Origin of the sequence: Halomonas sp. M4R1S46, from assembly GCF_025725685.1 — a bacterium.
Taxonomy (GTDB): domain Bacteria; phylum Pseudomonadota; class Gammaproteobacteria; order Pseudomonadales; family Halomonadaceae; genus Halomonas.
Genome location: NZ_CP107008.1, coordinates 2,734,227 through 2,755,820 on the forward strand (window position 1 = coordinate 2,734,227; position 21,594 = coordinate 2,755,820).

Here is a 21,594-nt window from a genome sequence, read left to right on the forward strand (position 1 = left end):
GGTAGGTTGTTCATCCGGAACCTACCCGGACAATTGGAGGTGCGACCCAAACCAACCTCCAGGAGGCCCGGATGAACACCCATAAGAATGCCCGTCTCACACCGCATGGTCGAGCCCTGCTGGTCCGCCGAGTCGTTGACGAAGGGCTCCGGCCCGAGGAGGTCGCCCAGGCGCAAGGCGTCAGTGTGAGGACGGTCTACAAGTGGGTGCGCCGCTACCGGCAAGAGGGTGAGGCCGGGCTGCAGAACCGCTCTTCTCGTCCCCGTCGCTGCCCTCATGCGGTCCCTGCCGAGGTTCGCGAGCAGGTCCTCGAGCGTCGCCAGCAGCGCCAGACCTACCGCCAGATCGCCGAGCGGTTAGGGATCGGACACAGCACGGTCGCACGGCTCCTCGAACGCGAGGGGCTGAATCGTCTCTCGGCCTTGACACCTGCCCGTCCCGTGAATCGTTACGAGCATGACGCGCCGGGAGATCTACTGCACCTGGACATCAAGAAACTCGGCCGCTTCGAACGCCCAGGGCATCGTGTCACCGGCGATCGCCAGCAGAACACGCGGGGCGCCGGCTGGGAGTATGTTCACATCGCCATCGACGATCACTCGCGGGTCGCTTTCGGCACCCGCTATCCCGATGAAACCGGTTGGAGTGCGTGCTATGCCCTATTGGAGGCCGTGCGTTACTACAGGAACCTGGGCATTCGCTTCTCGCGCGTGCTGACCGACAATGGTGGATGCTACAAATCCAAGCCGTTCCGCCGCCTGTGCCAGCGTCTGGGACTGAAGCGCAAACGCACTCGACCCTATACGCCCCGCACCAATGGCAAGGCAGAGCGGTTCATTCAGACCGCCCTGCGGGAATGGGCCTACGCCCGGTCATACATCAACTCGGAGGAGCGAGGCAGGCATCTGCCTGCCTGGCTTCATCAGTACAACTGGCATCGGCCACATGCCAGTCTGGATTATCGGCCTCCGGTTAGCCGGCTGAGGCTTTCCGTGAACAACCTGGTGGGTTTACACACCTAGCCATCCTGGCCGCCGGCGGTGCCGGAGCGCCGGCCCGGTCGATTCCTCATGTAGCAGGCTACACTGCGGGCGCTATGCTCCGGCGGCGACCAGCCTATCGTCGCTCGCGACGGAACTTCTGCGTTTTCCTATTACATTAGAGTTCGCGGTATTCTTTTTCGAAGCGCTTGGCCTGCTTCTTGGACACGCCGCCGAGCACCGCGATGGCATGGCGCAGACGGGCCCGGGTCATGTCGGAACCGAGGATGGCCATGGCATCCATCACCGAGGTGCTGGATGCCGAGCCGGTGATGGCGATGAAGACCGGGGCGAGGAAGTCCTTCATCTTCAGCTCGAAGTGGGCGGCGAGCGCCTTCACCTCGACGAGCAGGCTCTCCTTGTGCCAGGCCGGGACCGCCTCGAAGCGCCACACCAGAAACTGCAGCAGCTTGACCAGGTCCTCGCGGCCCAGCTTGACCGCGTCGAAGTCGCCCTCCTCGATCGCCGGCAGCCCCGAGAAGAAGTGTCCGGCCAGCGGCATCACGTCGGACAGGGTCTCCACCCGCGGGCGCACCTGGGGCAGGATCCGGCGCACGTAGTCCTCGTTGAAGGCCCAGTCGCGCAGGGCCTTGAGGAAGGCCTCGTCGTCGAGGTCCTCGCGGATGTAGAGGCCGTTCAGCCAGGTCAGCTTCTGCAGGTCGAAGACCGGCCCGCCCAGGGACACCCGCTGGATGTCGAAATGGCTCATCATCTCGTCGAGGGTGAACTTCTCGCGCTCGTCGGGCATCGACCAGCCCATGCGCCCCAGGTAGTTGGTCACCGCCTGGGGCAGGAAGCCCATGCGGCGGTAGTAGTTGATGGATGTCGGATTCTTGCGCTTGGAGAGCTTGGACTTGTCCGGGTTGCGCAACAGCGGCATATGGCAGAGCACCGGCATCTTCCAGCCGAAATACTCGTAGAGCAGCTGGTGCTTGGGGGCGGAGTTGATCCACTCCTCCCCGCGCAGCACATGGGTGATCCCCATCAGGTGGTCATCGACCACGTTGGCCAGGTGGTAGGTCGGCATGCCGTCGGACTTGAGCAGGATCTGGGCATCGACCTGGGCCCAGTCCACCTCGATGACGCCACGCAGCATGTCCTCGACCACGCAGGCCCCGCTGTCCGGCACCCGCATGCGCACCACGTGGGGCCAGCCCTCGCGCTCCCGGCGGGCCTGCTCCTCGGCGGGCAGAGCCAGGTCGGCGGGCTTGAGCGCCAGGTGCAGCCCGGCGGCCTTGCGGGCCTCGCGCAGCTCGTCGAGTTCGTCGCTGGTCCGGTAGCAGCGGAAGGCATGGCCGGCCTCGATCAGCTGGCGGGCATACTCGCCGTAGATATCGCCGCGCTCGCTCTGGCGATACGGGCCATGCGGGCCGCCCACATCGGGCCCCTCATCCCATTCCAGCCCCAGCCAGCGCAGCGAGTCGAGGATCATCTGCTCCGATTCCTCGGTGGAACGCACCCGGTCGGTGTCCTCGATCCGCAGGATGAACTGCCCGCCGTGCTGGCGCGCGAAACACAGGTTGAACAGGGCGATATAGGCAGTGCCCACATGGGGGTCACCGGTGGGAGACGGCGCGATACGAGTACGTACGGTCATGTCGTCCTTGGTCCAATGGTGGGAAGGAGGCCCTGAGGCCAGGGCGGATGGCCGCATTATACGCACCTCGCCCATGGCCGGCAGCCGTGGCCGTGGAATCATTTCCGAGCCCGGCGGTCCACCTCTGGATATCTCGACGACCCGCGGAGCGACCATGCTGCCCCCACTTCCCGACGGCTTCTCGGCCCTGGTGACCGGTGCCTCCGACCGGTGCTGATGAAGACCGCCGCGTTGGAACTGCGCCGACCGGGGGGCCTGGGGCGGCGGACACCGGCAGCCAGCGGCGATTTTCGCGACTGGAACGCCGAGCCGATTTCCTGGTGATAACGGCGACACGGGATGGTCGAACAACCGTTGATGCGCGCTATTGCACAGTCATGAACGATCACGGACCATGCTTCCTTTCTTACCACTGACAGGTATGCGTCATGGATACACTCGGCCCACGGATCAAGCAGCTCAGGCTGGAGGCCAAGCTCAACAAGGCCGCCCTGGCTCGCCGAGTCGGCGTCTCGGACGTGACCATCTCCTACTGGGAGTCCGGGGCCATCAAGCAGATCGGCCACGAGCGGCTGGTGGCCCTGGCCCAGGCCCTGAACTGTCCGCTCTCGGCGCTACTGGACGGCGGCACGTCGCGTCCCGCCCCCCTCTACCTGCGCCATGAGCTTCCCGAGCCCTGGCAGGCCAGCAACTCCAAGGGCATCGAGCTGCCGATGGAACTGACGCCGGGCCAGCGCTGGGACGGTGACTGTCACCTGGTGACGCCGGCCCCGGGCGAGACCTTCGACTTCCTGTCCCAGGGTGACCTGGCGGCCGTCGCGCCCACCGATATCTTCCGCCAGCCGGGCCTGTATCTCGTCGAGGAAGGCGGCCGCCTGGTGATCCGCCGGGTCCACCAGGGGCCCACCGGGGAGTTGATGTTTCAGGGCCAGGACGACGCCGAGGCCCGTCCCTACACACCCGATTGCCGCCTGATCGCCAAGCTCGTGGCCCTGTGGCGTCACGAGCCCCTCTAAGCGGCCTCGCCCCCTCACTCCAGTTCCAGTGACTGCACCTCCACCTGATCGGTGGTCCGCCTCGGCTGGCTGCCGACCAGGAAGCGCTCGCTGGCACTGATCACCCGCCCCAGGCCATGGCGGGACTCCTGCACCAGCGGACCGCTCAGGTACTCCCCCTCCTCACCGAGGCGTGCCCGCACCTCGGCGGGCTGGATGCTCACCGCCGGCATGTTGACCGTAATCCGATAGCCACCATCCGGCAGGCCGCTGCCGGGGCCGAACGGGCCCGCGGCGAAGTGGCCACCCTCGACCTCGGTGCGTTCCTGCCAGCGCACGCCGCTCGCCTCACGCTCCACCAGGACCTGCAGGCGAGTGTCATCCGGCAGGTTGGTGGTGCCCTCGACCAGCAGGCGGCGGTCACTGCCCAGTCGCGCCGAGACGTCGACCGCCACGGCCTCGTCGAGGGGTGCGACCTCGGGTGATGGCGGCGCCGTCGGCTGTGCCTGTGTCTGGGGCTGGGCCACACCGCCGAGCCGCTCTGCGTCATCGGACGCGGAATCGGCATCCTCGCTGCCGCCGCAGCCGACCAGCAAGAGCAGCACACCGGCCACGCCACTCCATCTCCATGCCTTCATGCACGCCCTCCGTGACCATGGCTACATCGCCAGCCTAACATCGAGTGCCGCCTGCTCCGATCAGGCCGTGCTGCACTCCCGGCACAGGGTGGCATAGGGCACGGCCCCCAGGCGCCCGGCGTCGATGACCTCGCCACAGCGCTCGCAGATATCCCCCTGGCCCTCGCGGATGCGGGCCAGGGCATGGCGCACCTGACTGAGCTCTTCCTCGGCCTCGGCCTCGAGGGAAGCCACCACCTCGTCGTCCCGCGTCTGCAGGGGCTGATCCTCCATGTCCTTGTCCACCGGACCGCCCGCCCGCTGCCGGTGCGCCTGATAGCGCTCCAGCCGCTCCTTGAGTTCGTCCCGCAGCCGTTCCAGCTGTTGCTGCCGATCGCTCATGCCGTGTCTCCTGCCTGAACATGCCTCGAGGCGGCGGGCCGTTCGCCGCCGCTTCTCCTAGCATAGGCGCTGACGCCGCAGCGCTCGCCGATCAGGTCATGCCCAGGCGGGCATACCCGGCGTCGGTGAGCTCGAGGCGCTCGGGCGCCCCCCGAGCCTCCCGCAGCACCCTTAGCAGCCCCTGAGCTTCCAGACGATCGATATCCTTCAGCATCCCGGGCAACTGGCTGTCCTCCCCGACATGCCCGAAGGGCGCGGACAGCACGCCCCCGTGCTGGAGCACGCGGGCCAGCAGATCCTGCTGGGAGGTAGTGAGATCGTCATGCATGCCTGGCTCCTCGCGACGGCCAGGCAAAACGCCTCGCCGATCCATGCAGTATGGGGGATATCCCGGGCGACGGGGCCGATCGTGCCGGCATCGGCACCCGCCGCCCCTCGCAACCTGCGCCGCGACTGGTAGAATACGCTCTCCCTGGCCCCTTGCCCGTGATGCCCGATGACCGATCTCGACCGCACCTTCTCCGTCGCGCCGATGATGGACTGGACGACCCGCGACTATCGCGCCTTCGCCCGGACCCTGACCCGGCGCGCCCTGCTGTACACCGAGATGGTGACCACCGGCGCCATCCTTCACGGCAGCCCCCGCGAGCGCTTCCTTGGCTACGATGCAGTCGAACACCCGCTGGCCCTGCAGCTCGGCGGTAGCGACGCCGGGGAGCTCGCCGAGTGCGCGGCCATCGCCGAGGCCTGGGGCTACGACGAGGTGAACCTCAATGTCGGCTGCCCCAGCGACCGGGTGCAGAACAACCTGATCGGCGCCTGCCTGATGGCGCACCCCGACAAGGTGGCCGCGGCCGTCAGGGCCATGCGCGCGGCGGTGTCGATCCCGGTCACCGTGAAGTGTCGCATCGGCATCGACGACCAGGACGAGGACGCCGACCTGGCCCGCTTCATCGACACCGTCGCCGAGGCCGGCTGCGAGGTGTTCATCGTGCATGCCCGCAAGGCCTGGCTGGACGGCCTCTCTCCCAAGGAGAACCGCGACGTCCCGCCGCTGAACTATCCCCGGATCCACCGGCTCAAGGCCCGGCACCCCGAGCTGCACATCGGCATCAACGGGGGGCTCAAGACCCTCGACGGCTGCCGGGAACAGCTGCGCCACGTCGACAGCGTGATGGTCGGCCGCGAGGCCTACCAGAACCCCTGGCTGCTGGCCGGCGTCGACCGGCACCTCTACGGTGAGCCGGGCCCGGCGGCGAGCCGCCATGCCGCGGCCGAGGCCCTGCGCCCCTATATCGCCAGCCGCCTCGAGGAGGGCGCGCGGCTCAACCATCTCACCCGCCACCTGCTCGGGCTCTTCCAGGGCTGCCCCGGCGGTCGCCGCTTCCGGCGCCACCTGTCCGAGAACGCCCACCGCGACGGGGCCGGCCTGGCGGTGTTCGACGATGCCCTGGGCCTGGTACCGGCGCCCGAGCCCGCCCTGGCCGGCTGATCAATAGAGCGCATCCGGGGGCGGTTCCAGGCTGGACTGGAAGGTCTCCACGGCACTCTCCGCCTCCTCGATGGCATCGAAGCGGGCAATATGGAAGAGCGCCTCGCCCTCGTTGACCAGCGGCAGTCGCCCCATGCCGATGACGATACCGTCGGCGATGGAGCGCACTTCCCCCTCGGCGTTGCCGAAGGGATCGGCCACCCGCCCCAGCAATTCCCCCTCGGCCACCCGCGCACCGAGCCGTACCTGGGGCCTGAGGATGCCGTCGATGGGGGCCCGCGCCCAGCTCGAGCCATTGGCGACCTCCGCCGCCGGCGGCGAGCGCCGGCGCTGCTCGCCGCTGAGCATGCCCAGCCGGCGCATCACCCGCAACACGCCCCGCACCCCGGGGGCGATCGCCCACTCGTCGAAGCGCAGCGCCTCGCCGGCCTCGTAGGTCAGCACCGGGATGCCGCGGGTCTGGGCATGGTGACGCAGGCTCCCCTCACGCAGGTCGGCGTTGAGGATGACCGGCGCGCCGAAGGCGTTGGCCATGCGCTCGGTCTCGCCATCGGGGGTGAGCTGGGCCCGGATCTGGGGCAGGTTGGTGCGATGGATGGCGCCGGTGTGCAGGTCGATGATGTGGGTCGCGTGGTCGACGATCTGCTGACGGAACAGGGCCGCCACCCGCCCCCCCAGGGAACCGGACTCGCTGCCGGGAAAGCAGCGATTGAGGTCGCGACGATCCGGCAGGTAGCGACTGTGCTGCACGAAGCCGAAGACGTTGACGATGGGTACCCCGATCAGGGTCCCGCGCAGGCGCTGGATCTGGCGGGAACGCAGCAGGCGCCGCACGATCTCCACGCCATTGATCTCGTCGCCATGGATGCCGCCACACACCAGCAGCACCGGTCCGGGCTGGCGCCCATGCACCACCTCCACCGGGATGTACAGGGGGGCATGGGTATAGAGACGCGCCACGGGCACGTCGATCTGGCTGCGGGATCCCGGCGCCACCCGGACACCGGCGAGTTCGAAGGGGGCACGGGCCATGGACCGTCCTTGAATGACAAAAACAGTGTTTCCTCATGTCCCGTTATACGCCCGCCACCGGCAAATGACGAGCCCCGAAACGGCGATTGGCATACACGAACGAATGTAAAACAGCCGGCGGCTCCGGTAGAATGAGACGACTTTCTCCCGGAGGCGAAATCCCCATGGCCAGACGTACCAAGGCCGAAGCCGAGGCCACCCGGGCGGCGCTGCTGGATGCCGCCGAGGAGGTGTTCTTCGAGAAAGGCGTCGCCCGCACTTCCCTGGAGCAGATCGCCCGCCACGCCGGACTGACCCGGGGCGCCGTCTACTGGCACTTCCGCAACAAGGCCGACCTGTTCCGGGCGATGATGGACCGGGTCCGCATGCCCTTCCAGGAGCTGGTCGACGAGGCCGAGGACCCGGGCGCCGCCGCCTCGCCCCTCCAGGCCATCCGGCTGGGCTGCCAGCAGGGCTTCCTGCGCCTGGAACAGCCCCGCCATCGCCGCGTGCATGCCATCCTCGTGCACCGCTGCGAATTCTTCAGCGACATCGACCCCGGCGCCATGCAGAGCGAGATGGCCGACGAATGCCTGGCGGCTCTGGGGGACTACTTCGACGCGGCCCACGCCCAGGGCCTGCTCCGGACGGACATCGCCCCGGAACTCGCCACCCGCCTGCTGCAGACGCTGCTCAGCGGCCTGTTCCATGACTGGCTACGCGACACCCGGGCCTTCTCCCTGCGCGAGCATGGCATGGCCCTGGTCGATGCCCAGCTGGCCCTGCTGAGCCGCCAGCCCCCGCCCGCCTAGGCGTGTAGACCCAGCAACCTGTCGGCCTGGACCGAGCGTCACCGCCGATCAGCGTCAAGTCCGACAGGCGCTAAGCGGAGGACGCCGAGCCGTTGCGTCCTCCGGGGCGATGGTGGCGCTTGCGCATGTGCAGGCGCATCAGGCGCGTATGGGCGTCCAGGAAATCCCGTTCCAGCACCGAACGATAACCGTCGGCTTCCGGCAGGTACTTGACCAGGACGTGCCGCTCGCCCGGCCTGGGCAGGTGGCCCGGCTTGCCCAGCAATACCACCTCATGACGGTCATCCTCGTCCAGCACGGCCGTGACGCGCCCATCGGCGCCGGCCTCGGCGGTGACGCGCACCCGTTCGCCGAGCAGGCACCGCGGCAGGCGCTCGGGCGCACGGTGCAGCCGACGATGCAGCCGCTGGCATAGCGCGGCCGCCAGGGGCGAGGCCAGGGCGAAGGCGCCCCACAGGACCAGCACCCCCAGCGGGATCCGGAACAGCCCCAGGGGCAGCCAGCGCAGCACCGCCAGTTCGACGACCAGGGTCAGCCCGCCCGCCAGGACGATCAGCACGCTCAGCGCCAGCGACACGGGCACCCCGGCGAAGCCCAGCGAGACCATGGTGCTGGCCAGGTGCTCCTCCTTGAGGCTGTCGTGCTCGAAGAGCTCGGTCGGGGCCAGGCGCAGCAGCACCAGCAGCCAGTAGACGCCCAGCAGCACCAGCAGCCCGGTGAAGACGACCAGCGGAAAGCTCGTGGCGAGATCGAGAAGGGCATTCATGGCGGCGCCTCCGGCCGGCCCGATTAGCCGGCAAAGTGTTTGTCTTCTCAGCGTAGCCAGCGTCATCAGGGACGCCGTCGCCACTTTGGTCGCAAGGCCCCAACGAAAACGGGCACCGCCCCCCAGGGAGACGGTGCCCGCCGACCGCTGCCGCAGGATCAGGGCGTGTCGTGCGCCGGCGCCGGCTCGGCCTCCCGGTCGGCCGGGCGGGTCTTGCGCCGCAGCCAGTCGGACACCGCGGCGATCATGGCGTAGAAGGTCGGCACGAAGAGGCTGCCGAGCACCGCCACCGAGGCCATGCCCACCGCCACCGTGGTCCCGATATGGTGGCTGCTGGTGTCGCTCGCCCCGGTGGCCAGCGCCAGCGGCAGGGTGCCGAAGATGAACGCCAGGGAGGTCATGACGATCGGCCGGAAGCGCAGCTCCGCCGCCGTCACCGCGGCCTCGCGAATCGACCGGCCCATCTCGCGACGCTGCAGCTCGGCGAACTCGACGATCAGGATGGCGTTCTTGGCCGCCAGGCCGACCACCACCAGCATGCCGATCTGCACGTAGACGCTGGTATCGAGGCCGCGCAGGAAGATGCCGCCGACCCCGCCCAGGAAGGCGAAGGGCGTGGCGGTCAGCACCGCCAGTGGCAGCGACCAGCTCTCGTACTGCGCCGCCAGGATCAGGAACACCATCAGCAGGCCGAAGACGATGGCCAGGGTCGCCGCACTGCCCGCCTGGCTCTCCTGATAGGCGGTGCCGGTCCAGCCCATGCCCCAGCCGTCGCCGAGCTGCTCCGCGACGATGTCCTCCATGGCGGCGATCGCCTGCCCCGAGCTGTAGCCCGGGGCGGGGCCGCCCTGGAACTGGGCCCCGGTGTAGACACCGAAGCGCGTGACCACCGCCGGCGCCGCCTGGCGCTCCAGGGTCACGAACTCGGAGAGCGGGATACGCTCGCCGTTGCCGCCGCGCACGTAGATGCTGGCCACGTCGTCCGGCGTCTTGCGGAACTCGTCCTCGTTCTGCAGATAGACCTGGAAGTTGCGGCTCTGGTAGTTGAAGTAGTTGACGAAGCCGTTGCCGAAGGTACTCGACAGCGTGGCGTTCAGGTCCTCCAGCGCCACGCCGTAGCTGAGCGCCTTCTGCCGGTCGATCTCGGCGCGGAAGGACGGCACGTTGACGTTGAAGGTGGTGAACACCTGGTTCAGTGCGGGATGCTGGCCGGCCGCCTGCATCACCTTCAGCGAGGCCTGGTACAGTTCCTGGGGCGTGGCGCCCTCGAAGGACTGCAGATAACCGGTGAAACCGCCGGTGGTCGACAGCCCCATGATCGGCGGCATGTTGAAGGCCATGGCCGAGCCACCCTCGAGCCGGGCGCCGAGCTGCATGATGCGACCGACCAGGCCGGTGGCGGTCAGGGTCCGCTCCTCCCAGGGGACCATGTTGACGAAGATGATGCCGCGGGCGGTGTTCACCGAGCTCGACAGGATGTCGTAGCCGGCGACCGCCGAGGAGTACTTGACCCCGGGGATCTCCTCGATGGCCGCGCTGAGCCGGCCCATGTAGTCCCGGGTGCGCGCCAGGGAGGCGGAATCCGGCAGTTGCACGGCGGCCAGCACGATGCCCTGGTCGGTTTCCGGCACCAGGGTCGACGGCGTGCTCTGGTAGAGCCACCAGGAACCGCCACCCACCAGGGCGGTGAGCAGCAGCGCCAGCCCCCAGAAGCGCACGAGCGCCTTCACGATCCACATGTAGACCGCGGTGATGCCCGCGAACAGGCGGTCGAAGAGCCGCAGCGGGGTGCCCACCGCACGGCCGAAGGCCGTGGTCGTCTGGTGCCACTTGCGCTTGATGAAGATCGCCGAGAGCGCCGGGGTGAAGGTCAGCGCCATCAGCGCCGAGAAGGCCACCGAGATGGCGATGGTCAGCGCGAACTGCTGGTAGATCTGCCCGGTAAAGCCACCCAGGAAGGCGACCGGCACGAACACCGCCGCCATGATCAGCGAGGTGGCGATGACCGGTCCGCCCACCTCGCGCATGGCCTGCACGGTCGCCTGGCGGACGGTGACCTCCTCGTCCTCGCCGAGCACCCGCTCGACGTTCTCCACCACCAGGATGGCATCATCGACCACGATGCCGATGGACAGCACCAGGGCGAACAGCGTCAGCAGGTTGATGGTGAAGCCGAAGGCGAAGAAGCCGGCGAAGGTCGCCAGCACCGACACCGGCACCACCGACATGGCGATCACCGTGAAGCGCCAGTTCTGCAGGAAGATGAACAGGATGACGCCGACGATCAGGAAGGCCTCGATGAAGGTATGCAGCACCGTCTCCACCGAGGCATCGATGAACTGGGTGGTGTCATAGGGCACCACGTACTCGAGCCCCGGCGGGAAGCGGCCGGCCAGCTCGTCCATGGCGGCCTCGACCGCCCCGGCGGTCTCCAGGGCGTTCGCGCCGGGCTGCTGGTTGATGATGATCGGCGCCATGGTGCCGCCGTTCAGCCGCGCCTCGACCCCGTAGAACGATGCCCCCAGCTCGATGCGCGCCACGTCGCCCAGGCGCAGCGCCGAGCCGTCGGGGTTGGTACGCAGGAAGATCTCGCGGAAGTCGTCGGTGCTCGACAGCCGCCCCCCGGCGGTGATGGTGTAGGTGAAGGCACGCGGGTCCGACTGGGGCGTGGCCGCCAGGTTGCCCGCCGGCACCTCGGTGCTCTGGGCGCGGATCGCCGAGGCAACCTCGGCGGGGGTCAGGTCGTACTGGGCCAGCTTGTCCGGGTCCATCCACACCCGCATGGCGAACTCGCCGCCCCCCAGTACCTCGGCATCGCCGACCCCGGGGACCTGGCGCAGCTCGTCCAGGACATTGAGGGTCGCATAGTTCTGTAGGTAGGTGCGGTCGTAGTCGCCCTCGGGGGAGATCAGCGAGACCAGCATCAGGATCGAGCTGGAGCGCAGCTCCACGGTCACGCCCTGGTCCTGCACCGCCTCGGGCAACTGCGACAGCGCGCCCTGTACCCGGTTGTTGACGTTGATGGTGTTGATGTCGCCGTCGGTGCCGATGTTGAAGGCCACCTGCAGCTGCATCGAGCCATTGTCGGCGCTGGTCGAGGTCATGTAGAGCATGTCCTCGACGCCGTTGATGGCCTCGGCCAGGGGCGCGGCCACGGTCTGGGCCACGGTCTCGGCATCGGCCCCCGGGAAGGTGGCATTGACCGAGACCGTGGGCGGCACCACGCTCGGGTACTGCTCGATGGGCAGCACCCGCATGCTCATCAGCCCGATCAGCGTCAGGATGATGGCCAGCACCGAGGCGAAGATCGGCCGCTTGATGAAGAAGTTGGAGATGTTCATTGCCCGCCGTCCCCTTCGGCCGCGGAGGCGTCAGCGCCTGCCTGCCCCGGACCGGCAGCGGTCTGCTGGGCCATCAGCGCCGCCGCGTCGCCGTCGAAGGCCTGTGCGGCGATGGGCGTGCCGGGCTGCAGGCCCGCGGGGTCGCTCACCACGACCCGATCACCGCTCTCGAGGCCATCACGCAAGAGCTGCCAGGGGCCGGCAATCTCGCCGAGCTGCACGGTGCGTGCCCTGGCCTTGTCGTCCTCGTCGAGCACGAAGACCTGGGGCCCCATCAGCCCCTGGGTCAGGGCGATCTCGGGCACCGCCATGACGTCGAAGCGCTTCATGCCCTCGAGCTGCACCCGCACGAACTGGCCGGGCAGCACCCGCGCCTCGGGGTTGGCGAAGGTCGCCTTGGCCTGGACGGTGCTGGTGGCCTCGTCGACTCGCGAGCCGAGGAAGTCCAGGTGCCCCCTCAGGCTGCCGCCGCCGGCGGGCAGCTCCAGGCGGGCGCCGATATCGCTGATCGCCTGGTCAGCCAGCTGGCGGCGCAGCGCGAAGGCGTCCTCCTGGGGCAGCTGGAAGCGCACCTCCAGCGGATCCAGGGGCGTGATGGTGGCGAGCTCGGTGCCCTCGGTCACCAGATTGCCCACGTTCACCTGGCTCAGGCCGATCATGCCGGTCACCGGGGCGGTGACGTCGGCATAGCCGAGATCGATCCGGGCATTGGCCAGGGCCGCCTCGGCCTGGGCCACCGCGGCTCGGGCCACGCTCTGGTCCGCCAGGGCCTGGTCGTACTGCTGACGGCTCACCGAGTTCTGGCTGAGCAGCTGCCGGAAGCGGTTGGCATCGCGCTGGGCCCGCACCAGCTCGGCCTCGGCGCTCTCCAGGTCGGCCTCGCGCTGGGCCACGACGGACTCGTAGAGGTCCGGCTCGATGGAGTACAGGCTGTCGCCCTGCTCCACCAACTCCCCCGGCTCGAAGTGCCTGGCCTCCAGGAAGCCATCCACGCGGGCCACCAGGGTCACCTCGTTCTCGCTGCGCAGCTTGGCGGGATAGGACTTGTCCAGGGGGATGTCCTGGCGCGCCATCTCCATCACCTGCATGGGCCGGGGCGGGGCGTCGCCTCCGTCGGCCTGTTGTGGCGGGACCTCTTCCTGGCCACAGGCTGCCAGCATCAGGCTCGAGGCCAGCGCCAGCAGGCCGGCCCGGCTCCTCTGGATGATCGTTTTCATGCCTTGCTATCCCGTTGAGCGCGTCAAGAGTCGACAGAGACTACACGCATACAGTCGTGAATGTAAACCATACATCCACGACTGTATGCCATGATGGTCGGCGGTATCAGTCGGCGGGGCGTGGAGGGTCTCCGATCTCCAGCGCCGCCTCGTAGCGATCTCCCTCTCCCTCCTCGGGCAGGGTGAAGGACACGCCCTGTTCCTCGTCGAGCCACGCATTGAGTGCCTCGATGGCCTCGACATTCAGGGTGCCCGACTGCTGGCGCAGGGTGAGCAGATTGGTCACGTAGCTGAAGCGCGCATCGGCATAGTCGGCGACGGCGTCGTAGAGGTTCTGTTCGGCGTTGAGCACGTCGACGATGTTGCGGGTCCCGACCTCGTAGCCGGCCCGGGTGGCATCCAGGGCGCTCTGGTTGGAGACGATGGCCTGGGCACGGGCCTCCACCGTGGTCACGTCGTTGCTGACCTGGGTGAACAGGGAGCGCACCTGCTGGACGGTGTCGCGGCGCTGGGACTCGAAATCATACTGGCTCGCCTCCAGCGCATAGGTGCTCTGCCGGATGCTCGCCGTGGTGCGCCCCCCGGTGTACAGCGGCAGGCTCACCCCGACCCCGACCTGGCTGGCGGAGTTTTCCCCCTCCACGCTGTCGCGGTCGTTGTCGCTGTAGTTGTAGTTGGCGAAGGCCTCGACCACCGGCAGGCGCTGGGCCTGGGCGATGTCCACGCCACTGCGCGACACCTCGACGCCGGCCTGGCTGGCCAGCACCAGCGGGTTGTTGTCCAGGGCCTTCTCCACCCAGGCATCCCGCCGGCGGGGGTCGGGCGGCGTGACCGGCATGGCCTCCTTGAGCGACTCGATGCTGTCGTAGCGCGTGCCGGTGAGACGCTCGAGGGCCTCGAAGCTGACCTGCAGGTCGCTCTCCGCGGCGATCCGCTCGGCCCGGGACTGGTCGAAGCGCGCCTGGGCCTCCTCCACCTCGGTGATGGCGATCAGGCCCACATCGAACTGCTCGCGGGCCTGCTCGAGCTGACGACCGATGGCCCGCTCCTGGGCCCGGCGTGCCTCGAGGATCTCGTGGGCGCGCAGGATATCGAAGTAGGCCGATGCCACGTCGATCAGCACCTGCTGCTCGGTGGCGGCCAGCTGGTAGGTCTGCTGGTCGATCTGACGGTCGGCCTGCTCCACCTCGGCGCCATTGCGGGCATCAAAGAGCGCCTGGGTGGCCTCCAGGGTCAGGGCGCCGCTGTTGTAGGCGTCGTCTCCCGTCTCCGAGCCGGTACCGAAACGCGCGGCCAGAGGCGAGGTCTGGCTCTGGTACTCGCGGTTGTGGGCCAGCTGGCCCGAGGCGTTGACCTGGGGCAGCAGGTCACCGCGCTCGACGTCGCGGCCGGCTTCCACGCTGCCGAGCTGGGCGCGCGCCGAGGCCAGCTCGGCGTTGTTGTCCAGGGCGTCCCGGGTGATGGTCAGCAGGTCGGCCGCCTGGGCCGGCGCCACCATCAGCGAGGTCACCAGCAGGGGTAGCAGGGCCCGTGCCCCGGGGCGAGGACCAGAGCCCGGAAGCACCGAACGAAACGGCATCATCGGCAAGTTCCTTGTGTCGATAGAGGTTATACATTCATTGTCGCATGTTTATGGCGTCAATCCATCGTCAACCATGCAAGCCGCGTGAAATTTTTCGAGGCCCTCGGCAGTGGCCGGCGAATCGACTATGCTGCAAAGCAGCATAGTCGAACCCGGGGGAATGCGACATGGATGCACTGACACTGCTGCGGGTCAGGGAGCTGGAGGTGGCGGTGCGCATCTGGCACCCGCAGGCCCCGCGAACCGTCATCGCCTGGCATGGACTGGCCCGCCACGGCGGCGACTTCGCCGACTTCGCCCGGGCGCTCGGGCCCGACTGGCGGGTCCTGGCGCCCGATACCCCGGGTCGGGGGCTGTCCAGCTGGTCGCTGTATCCATCACACGACTATCTGTATTCGCACTACATGACAATAGCAGTTGCGCTGCTGGATCACTTCGGCCTGGAGCGGGTGCCCTGGGTCGGTACGTCCATGGGCGGCCTGCTGGGCATGCTGCTGGCCGCCGAGTCGGCCACCGCGGGGCGCATCGAGCGCCTGGTACTCAATGATGTCGGCCCGGAACTCGACCCCGACGGCCTGGCCTCGTTGGCCGCCTACTTCGCTGTCCCCCACCGCTTCTGTCGCTTCAGCGAACTGGAGGAGGAGCTTCGCCGCCACTATGCCGGCTTCGGCATCGAGGGCGACGACGCCTGGCGACGCCTGGCCCTGGCCAGCGCCCGCCGACTCCCCGACGGCAGCTGGACCTACCACTATGATCCGCGCATCGGCGAGCAATTCGTCCATGACACCCCTCGGGACACCTGGGCCGACTGGCAGGCGATCCGCTGCCCGCTGATGGTGGTGCGCGGCGAGACCTCGCCGCTGCTGAGCGCCGAGAGCGTGACCCGCATGCGCGAGACCCAGCCCGGCCTGGTCAGCCTCGAGGTCCCCGGTTGCGGTCACGCCCCCATGCTCGATCGCCCCCGCCAGGTCGCGCCCATCGCTGACTTCCTGTCCGCCGCGCCCTCCCTGCCGCGTGTCGTCACGCCGGTGGCCGGGTGGTGGCGGCGAGGCCGTCGCTGGCTTCGCCATCTCGGCGGCTGGGCCTGAGCGCCGCTGCCCAGTCGGCAGCGCGACCACCCTCCCCGCCACCGGCGATGGCTCAGTCCCTGGCCAGTCGGTCCAGCGTTCGCTCCACGGCGCCCCGATAGCTGCCCCCGAACAGCAGCAGGTGGTTGAGCAGCGGATAGAGCTGGAACAGGGCCTCGCGCCGCGGCCAGTCGTCCGGGGGCGCACCGTTCCAGTAGGCCTCGAAGAAGGCCTCGGAGGGCGCGCCGAACAGGGTCAGCATGGCCAGGTCCACCTCGGGATAATGGCGATAGACCGCCGGGTCGATGACGGCCGGTCCCCGATCGGTATGGAGCACATTGCCGGACCAGAGATCGCCGTGGACCAGGCGCGCCGGGGCATCCGGTAACCACGTCTCCAGCCCTTCCGCCAGGGCCTGCAGGCGTGTGCGCAGTCGCTGGTCCAGCCGTCCCCGCTCATGGCAGGCCCGGGTCAGCGGCAACAGCCGTCGCTCTCGCTGAAAGGCGCGGCCATCGGCGAGGGGCGCGTTGGGCTGGGGCGTGGTGCCGCAGGCATTGTCACGGTGCCAGCCATGCGGCCCCCCGGTCACCGCATGCAGCTCACGCAGCCCCTCGCCCAGGGCGACCTCGCCACCCGGTGCCCGTCCGCAGGTGGCGAGGGCCTCCATCACCAGCCACTCTCCCTCCTGGCCGAGTACCTCCGGCACCACCAGCCGGGTCGCGGCCTCGCGCAGCACCGTCAGCCCTTCCGCCTCCCCGACCAGGCGCCCGGCGGCATCCCGCTTGATCACGACCGCACCCTGGTCGGTCTCCAGCCGGAACACCGCGGCGATGTCGCCTCCCGCCAGGGCCATCGGCGCCCCCCGGGGGATCAGGCCGATGCGCTCCATCAGGCGCTCGATATCCCGTTGCATGCGTCCACTCCACTCCTGCGATGGCCCATAGCCTCGTCAGACACCCGCTGCCTTGTCAAAAAAGCCGCCCGGATGGGCGGCAAGGGGGTTGCACGGGACAACCGCAGGGGATGAAGGCCCTCACTCGGGCATCAGCACGCCGTCGATCACATGGATGACCCCGTTGCTGGCCTCGATATCGGCCTGGATGACGGTGGCGTCGTCGACCATCACCTGGCCATCCATGGTGGTGACGGTGACATCCTGCCCCTGCACCGTGGTGGCACTGTCGGCCGCCATGGCGTCCTCGGCCATAATCCTGCCGGGTACCACGTGGTAGGTGAGGATGGCTTGCAGGGTTTCCCGGTTCTCGGGCTTGAGCAGGTCCTCGACGGTCCCGTCCGGGAGGGCCGCGAAGGCCTCATCGGTGGGCGCGAAGACGGTGAAGGGGCCCTCGCCCTTGAGGGTGTCGACCAGGTCGGCGGCCTCGACGGCCGCGACCAGGGTCTCGAACTGGCCGGCCGCCATGGCGGTGTCGACGATATCCTCTTTCATGCCATGACTGTCGGCCTGGACGCTGCCGGCCAGCATCAGGCCCAGCAGGCCGGTACCGATCCATTGCGGGGCGTGGGTGGTGATGGCGTTCATGTTGGCTCACTCCTCTGGGGATAACGCCAGCGCAAGAAGGGGCGCTCGGCGTGACGCTTGCCTGACGGCGAAACCACTGCCGCTCCTTCCTATACAAAAAGTAATCCATGTACAGTTACTGGACAAGAATTATTTTTCTCGACCTGGCGGCTCCCCCCCTTGAGGCTGACGGCGGCGCCCGGTTATGGCACAAGGGGGGGGACATTCCCGGGAAGGAGCCTCACCATGTACAAGCTTGCATTCTTCGTGCCCGTCGACGCTGCCGAGCGGGTCAAGGAGGCCGTCTTCGCCACCGGCGCCGGACGCATCGGCGACTACGAGGCCTGCTGCTTCCAGACGCCCGGCACCGGCCAGTTTCGCCCGCTGGCGGGCGCCCAGCCGCATATCGGCCGGGTCGGCGAGCTGGAGACGGTGGAGGAACTCAAGGTGGAGCTGGTCTGCGAGGATGCCGTGATCCGCGAGGCGGTGGCGGCCCTCCGGCTGGCCCATCCCTACGAGGAACCGGCCTATGATGTCTGGCCACTGGCAACGGTGTAGGGCATAGGGCCTGCCAGGCGGGCCCTTACCCCTCCCCCGACGGGCGGGGCGACTCGGGCGGCTCAGGCCGACCCGAAGTAGCGTTCGCGGTCTTCCGGGGTGATGTCGCTGATGTGCAGCGGGTAGTCGCCGCCGGCGCGATCGGCGAAGAAGTGGCGCAGGGTGCGCTCGATGGTGGGGAAGGCGAGCGCATCCCAGGGCACCTCGTGTTCCTCGAACAGCGCGACCTCGAGACTTTCCGGGCCGGCCCCGAAGTCGCCGGCGAGGTCGGCGCGAAAGATCATGAACACCTGGTTGATGTGCGGCAGGTTGATCAGGGTGTAGAGGTCATGGATCGCCACGTCGGCCAGGGCCTCCTCGCGGGTCTCCCGCGCCGCCGCCTCCACGGTGGTCTCGGCGTTCTCCATGAATCCCGCCGGCAGGGTCCAGTAGCCCTTGCGCGGCGCGATCGCCCGACGACACAGCAGCACCCGGGAGCCGAGGACCGGCAGGGTACCGGCGACGATGCGCGGGTTCTGGTAATGGATGGTGCCGCAGGCCTCGCAGAGATACCGCGGTCGATCGTCGCCGTCCGGAATCGCGAAGCGGACCGGCTGGCCGCAATGGCTGCAGAAGTTCATGTGGCTCCCTGACAGGCTGGCGACAGGCCATGGCCCGGGCTTGACGCCGCTCGCGGCGACTGGGTAAATGGGATGAAACCCGACGGAAGCACCATGTTAGAGAAATTTCGCGATCGCCTGCAAGCGCATGCGCCCCGGCGATTGCGGCTCGACCTGCCCCAGGCGGCCGTGCTGATACCGCTGGTGGCGCGCCCCGAGCCGACGCTGCTCTTCACCCGCCGCGCCGCCCATCTCTCCACCCACAGCGGCCAGGTGGCCTTTCCCGGCGGCAAGCGCGAGGAGCAGGATGACGACCTGCTGGCCACCGCCCTGCGCGAATCCGAGGAGGAGATCGCCCTGCCACCGTCCCGGGTCGAGATACTTGGCCGGCTCTCCGACGTGCTCTCCCTGCATGGATTGAAGGTCACGCCCTACGTGGGCGTGATCCCGCCCGACCTGCCCCTGGTCCCGGACCGCCGCGAGCTGGATACCATCTTCGAGGTCCCGGTGGCACACTTCCTCGAGGATCGTCGCACCCATACCGACGTGATCCGGGTCGAGGGTCGGGACTACTATGTGCCCAGCTATCGACGCGACGGCCATGTCATCTGGGGCCTGTCGTCGATGATGCTCGTGGAGCTGCTGGCCGAGGGCTGGGGCATGCCGATCAGTCTCTTCGCCCGCCCGTCCGGCGAGCTCCACTACCACCCCGAACGCCGGCTGCTCGATCGATGAACGCAAGCGCCTCCCCTGCCCTGCTGCCCGAGTCCCGCCTGGCCGAACTGGTCGATGCCCTGGTCGACCGGGGCTGGTACGTCGGCGAGGACTTCCTGCCCGAGGCCCTGCACCGGCCGTTGCTCGACGAGCTGGCCGAGATGGCCCGCCGCGACGCCCTGGAGGTCGCCGGCATCGGGCGCGGCAACGAGCATCACCTGCGCCGGGACATCCGCGGTGACGCCATTCGCTGGCTCGACCGCGAGAGCCTGGCGCAACGCCGCTACCTGGAGGCCATGGGCGAGCTGCAGCAGGCGCTGAACCAGGCGCTGTTCCTGGGCCTGTTCGAGTACGAGGCCCACTTCGCCCAGTACCCGCCGGGCGCCTTCTACCGCCGCCACCTGGACAGCTTCCGCGGCCGGGCCAACCGGGTGATCTCCACCGTCGGCTACCTCAATCCCGCCTGGCCCCTGGACGCCGGCGGCGAGATGGCGATCTTCGCCCCGGACGACCCGCAGCGCGAGGTGGCCCGGGTGCGCCCCGAGGCCGGCACCTTCGCCTGCTTCCTCTCCGACAGCGTGCCCCACGAGGTCCTGCCGACCCGCCGGCCCCGCGCCAGCATCGCCGGCTGGTTCCGGCGCAATGCCTCCCTCGGCGGCATGGTGGACCCGGCCCACTGATGGCGGACGACCGGTCCCGCCGGCTGGAGGCGCGCCTGGCGGCGCTCGAGGCCCGCAATGCCGAGCTCGAGACCCGCAACACGGCCCTCGACGCGGAGACGCGCCACTACCGCTGGCTGGCGGAGAGCACCACCGACCTGATCTCGCGCCATGCCCGAGACGGCACCTTCCTCTATGTCTCCCGGGCGGCCCGGGACCTGCTCGGCTATGCGCCCGAGGCGCTGATCGGCGTCCGTGCCTACGACCTCTTCCACCCGGCCGACCTCGCCGACCTGCTCAACAAGTCGCCCCGGGTCTACCACCGCGACGGCTTCTATCAGTACACCTATCGCTTCCGCGCCCGGGACGGCCACTACGTCTGGTTCGAGACCACCAGTCGCACCCGCCGCGATCCCGAGACCGGCGAGCTGCTGGATATCCTCTGCGTATCGCGGGACGTCGGAAGACGCCTGCGCACGGAAGCCAACCGCGAGCGCCTGGCCGGGGTGGTGGAATCCACCACCGACTACGTGCTCTTCGCCGATGACGCCGAGCGCCTGTTCTATTCCAACGAGGCCGCCCGGCGACGGCTCGCCCTGCCTCCCGACGGCGGGGCCGGCCTCGCCGACGCCTATACCGAGGCCTCGCTGGGCGAACTGCGTGACATCGTACTGCCCGCCGTGGCCCGCTACGGCTCCTGGAGCGGCGAGCTGGCCATGCGCGGCCGTCGGGACACGCTGCCGGTGCTCAGCGTGGTGCTGGCCCATCGCGGCCCCGGCGCCGAGCCCGGTCACCTGTCACTGCTCAACCGCGATATCGGCCTGCGCAAGGCCGCCGAGGCCCAGGCCCGCCGTCACCAGGCGCAGATCGCCCATGCCAACCGCCTGGCCACCACCGGCGAGCTGGCCTCCAATATCGCCCACGAGCTCAACCAGCCGCTGGCCACCATCGCCAACTATGCCAGCGGCGCGCTGATGAGGCTGCGCAGCGCCCCCGACGCGCCGGCCGCCGACCTCGCCCTGCCCCTCGAGCGCATCAACGCGCAGGTGTCGGGGCTCGCCGAGCGGCTACGCCATATCCGTGCCTATGTGCGCAAGGGCCAGACCCGCAGCCGCCCGATGCCACTGGCCGAGGCCGTGGCGGGGGCCTGCCGGCTGTGCGAGTGGCAGTTCCAGCAGGCCGGCGTGGCCCTGGTCCAGGCGCTGCCCGAGGACCTGCCCCGGGTCCTGGCCGACCCCATCGCCCTCGAGCAGGTGCTGGTCAACCTGCTGCTCAACGCCATGGAGGCCAGCCGCAAGCATCCCGGGGCGGACCGGGTGGCGATCACGGCCCGGCGCTCGGGCCCCCGCGAGGTCAGCGTCACGGTCAGCGACCGCGGTCCCGGGGTGGCCGACGCGGACCAGGAGCGCATCTTCACGCCCTTCCACTCCGGGCGTCACGACGGCCTGGGGATGGGGCTCGCCATCAGTCACTCGCTGATGGAGGCCATGGGCGGCGGCCTGGTCCTGGCAGCGCCCCCCGAGGCGGGAGGCGCCCGTTTCGTCGCCATCCTGCGCGCCGAGGGGCCGCCCCCCTGCGTCGCCTCCCGGCCCTGAGGCATGGCGGC

The 21,594-nt window shown here is 68.9% G+C and carries 21 protein-coding genes; 9 read left to right on the forward strand and 12 right to left on the reverse strand.

The window, feature by feature from the left end; translation table 11 throughout:
* Nucleotides 1-71 precede the first annotated feature (71 nt).
* A complete protein-coding gene (locus tag OCT48_RS12805; protein WP_263589515.1) occupies nt 72-1,022 on the forward strand; it encodes an IS481 family transposase in 951 nt (316 codons plus the stop codon).
* 136 nt (nt 1,023-1,158) lie between these two features.
* Here OCT48_RS12805 and gltX read toward each other — a convergent pair whose 3' ends face one another.
* Entirely contained in the window at nt 1,159-2,637 is a 1,479-nt protein-coding gene (gene gltX, locus OCT48_RS12810; protein ID WP_263589516.1) for a glutamate--tRNA ligase, read from the reverse strand.
* Nucleotides 2,638-3,065: 428 nt separating this feature from the next.
* On the opposite strand from gltX, the gene OCT48_RS12815 reads away from it, so the two are divergent.
* A complete protein-coding gene (locus OCT48_RS12815) occupies nt 3,066-3,653 on the forward strand; it encodes a helix-turn-helix domain-containing protein (RefSeq protein WP_263589517.1) in 588 nt (195 codons plus the stop codon).
* Between the two features lie 14 nt (nt 3,654-3,667).
* On the opposite strand, the gene OCT48_RS12820 is transcribed toward OCT48_RS12815, so the two are convergent.
* The 3 genes from OCT48_RS12820 to OCT48_RS12830 all read right to left on the reverse strand — a co-directional run bounded on the left by OCT48_RS12820 (nt 3,668) and on the right by OCT48_RS12830 (nt 4,979).
* Complete coding sequence (locus OCT48_RS12820) at nt 3,668-4,270, reverse strand: hypothetical protein (protein WP_263589518.1); 603 nt, start codon at nt 4,268-4,270, stop codon at nt 3,668-3,670.
* A 60-nt stretch (nt 4,271-4,330) separates the two neighbouring features.
* A complete protein-coding gene (locus tag OCT48_RS12825; RefSeq protein WP_263589519.1) occupies nt 4,331-4,651 on the reverse strand; it encodes a TraR/DksA family transcriptional regulator in 321 nt (106 codons plus the stop codon).
* 91 nt (nt 4,652-4,742) lie between these two features.
* The gene (locus tag OCT48_RS12830; protein ID WP_263589520.1) at nt 4,743-4,979 is read right to left on the reverse strand and encodes a hypothetical protein; all 237 of its coding nucleotides are present in this window, start codon (nt 4,977-4,979) and stop codon (nt 4,743-4,745) included.
* A gap of 168 nt (nt 4,980-5,147) precedes the next feature.
* On the opposite strand from OCT48_RS12830, the gene dusA reads away from it, so the two are divergent.
* On the forward strand, nt 5,148-6,143 hold the full coding sequence (gene dusA, locus OCT48_RS12835) for a tRNA dihydrouridine(20/20a) synthase DusA (protein WP_263589521.1): 996 nt from the start codon (nt 5,148-5,150) through the stop codon (nt 6,141-6,143).
* Here dusA and OCT48_RS12840 read toward each other — a convergent pair whose 3' ends face one another.
* A complete protein-coding gene (locus OCT48_RS12840) occupies nt 6,144-7,175 on the reverse strand; it encodes a succinylglutamate desuccinylase/aspartoacylase family protein (RefSeq protein ID WP_263589522.1) in 1,032 nt (343 codons plus the stop codon).
* A 164-nt stretch (nt 7,176-7,339) separates the two neighbouring features.
* On the opposite strand from OCT48_RS12840, the gene OCT48_RS12845 reads away from it, so the two are divergent.
* The gene (locus OCT48_RS12845) at nt 7,340-7,966 is read left to right on the forward strand and encodes a TetR family transcriptional regulator (RefSeq protein WP_263589523.1); all 627 of its coding nucleotides are present in this window, start codon (nt 7,340-7,342) and stop codon (nt 7,964-7,966) included.
* A 70-nt stretch (nt 7,967-8,036) separates the two neighbouring features.
* Here OCT48_RS12845 and OCT48_RS12850 read toward each other — a convergent pair whose 3' ends face one another.
* From OCT48_RS12850 to OCT48_RS12865, 4 genes are all read right to left on the reverse strand, one after another.
* Nucleotides 8,037-8,732, reverse strand: coding sequence for a hypothetical protein (locus tag OCT48_RS12850; protein ID WP_263589524.1), 696 nt, complete (start codon nt 8,730-8,732; stop codon nt 8,037-8,039).
* A gap of 158 nt (nt 8,733-8,890) precedes the next feature.
* On the reverse strand, nt 8,891-12,073 hold the full coding sequence (locus OCT48_RS12855) for an efflux RND transporter permease subunit (protein WP_263589525.1): 3,183 nt from the start codon (nt 12,071-12,073) through the stop codon (nt 8,891-8,893).
* On the reverse strand, nt 12,070-13,290 hold the full coding sequence (locus OCT48_RS12860) for an efflux RND transporter periplasmic adaptor subunit (protein WP_263589526.1): 1,221 nt from the start codon (nt 13,288-13,290) through the stop codon (nt 12,070-12,072). The genes OCT48_RS12855 and OCT48_RS12860 overlap by 4 nt, the downstream gene beginning before the upstream one ends.
* 106 nt (nt 13,291-13,396) lie before the next feature.
* Nucleotides 13,397-14,872: a TolC family outer membrane protein gene (locus OCT48_RS12865; RefSeq protein ID WP_263589527.1), complete on the reverse strand. Its 1,476-nt coding sequence runs from the start codon at nt 14,870-14,872 to the stop codon at nt 13,397-13,399.
* Between the two features lie 167 nt (nt 14,873-15,039).
* Here OCT48_RS12865 and OCT48_RS12870 point away from each other — a divergent pair, with 167 nt between their 5' ends.
* Nucleotides 15,040-15,960 (forward strand): alpha/beta fold hydrolase, encoded by a 921-nt coding sequence (locus OCT48_RS12870; protein WP_263589528.1) that lies wholly within the window; start codon nt 15,040-15,042, stop codon nt 15,958-15,960.
* Between the two features lie 52 nt (nt 15,961-16,012).
* Here the strand turns inward: OCT48_RS12870 and OCT48_RS12875 are convergent, their stop codons facing one another.
* Both OCT48_RS12875 and OCT48_RS12880 read right to left on the reverse strand, forming a co-directional pair.
* The gene (locus OCT48_RS12875) at nt 16,013-16,852 is read right to left on the reverse strand and encodes a fructosamine kinase family protein (RefSeq protein WP_263589529.1); all 840 of its coding nucleotides are present in this window, start codon (nt 16,850-16,852) and stop codon (nt 16,013-16,015) included.
* A gap of 120 nt (nt 16,853-16,972) precedes the next feature.
* Complete coding sequence (locus OCT48_RS12880) at nt 16,973-17,422, reverse strand: fasciclin domain-containing protein (RefSeq protein WP_412031048.1); 450 nt, start codon at nt 17,420-17,422, stop codon at nt 16,973-16,975.
* A 282-nt stretch (nt 17,423-17,704) separates the two neighbouring features.
* On the opposite strand from OCT48_RS12880, the gene OCT48_RS12885 reads away from it, so the two are divergent.
* Nucleotides 17,705-18,016 carry an NGG1p interacting factor NIF3 gene (locus OCT48_RS12885; protein WP_263589531.1) on the forward strand — a complete coding sequence of 104 codons (312 nt, stop codon included), beginning with the start codon at nt 17,705-17,707 and terminating at the stop codon, nt 18,014-18,016.
* 62 nt (nt 18,017-18,078) lie between these two features.
* On the opposite strand, the gene OCT48_RS12890 is transcribed toward OCT48_RS12885, so the two are convergent.
* A complete protein-coding gene (locus OCT48_RS12890; RefSeq protein WP_263589532.1) occupies nt 18,079-18,636 on the reverse strand; it encodes an NUDIX hydrolase in 558 nt (185 codons plus the stop codon).
* 93 nt (nt 18,637-18,729) lie between these two features.
* On the opposite strand from OCT48_RS12890, the gene OCT48_RS12895 reads away from it, so the two are divergent.
* Genes OCT48_RS12895 through OCT48_RS12905 form a run of 3 tightly spaced genes read left to right on the forward strand, consistent with a single transcriptional unit; the run spans nt 18,730 to nt 21,583 of the window.
* Nucleotides 18,730-19,350: a CoA pyrophosphatase gene (locus tag OCT48_RS12895; protein ID WP_263589533.1), complete on the forward strand. Its 621-nt coding sequence runs from the start codon at nt 18,730-18,732 to the stop codon at nt 19,348-19,350.
* Nucleotides 19,347-20,009, forward strand: a complete 663-nt coding sequence (locus OCT48_RS12900; protein WP_263589534.1) for a 2OG-Fe(II) oxygenase — start codon at nt 19,347-19,349, stop codon at nt 20,007-20,009. The genes OCT48_RS12895 and OCT48_RS12900 overlap by 4 nt, the downstream gene beginning before the upstream one ends.
* Nucleotides 20,009-21,583, forward strand: coding sequence for an ATP-binding protein (locus OCT48_RS12905; protein ID WP_263589535.1), 1,575 nt, complete (start codon nt 20,009-20,011; stop codon nt 21,581-21,583). Before OCT48_RS12900 ends, OCT48_RS12905 begins: the two co-directional genes overlap by 1 nt.
* Nucleotides 21,584-21,594 lie beyond the last annotated feature (11 nt).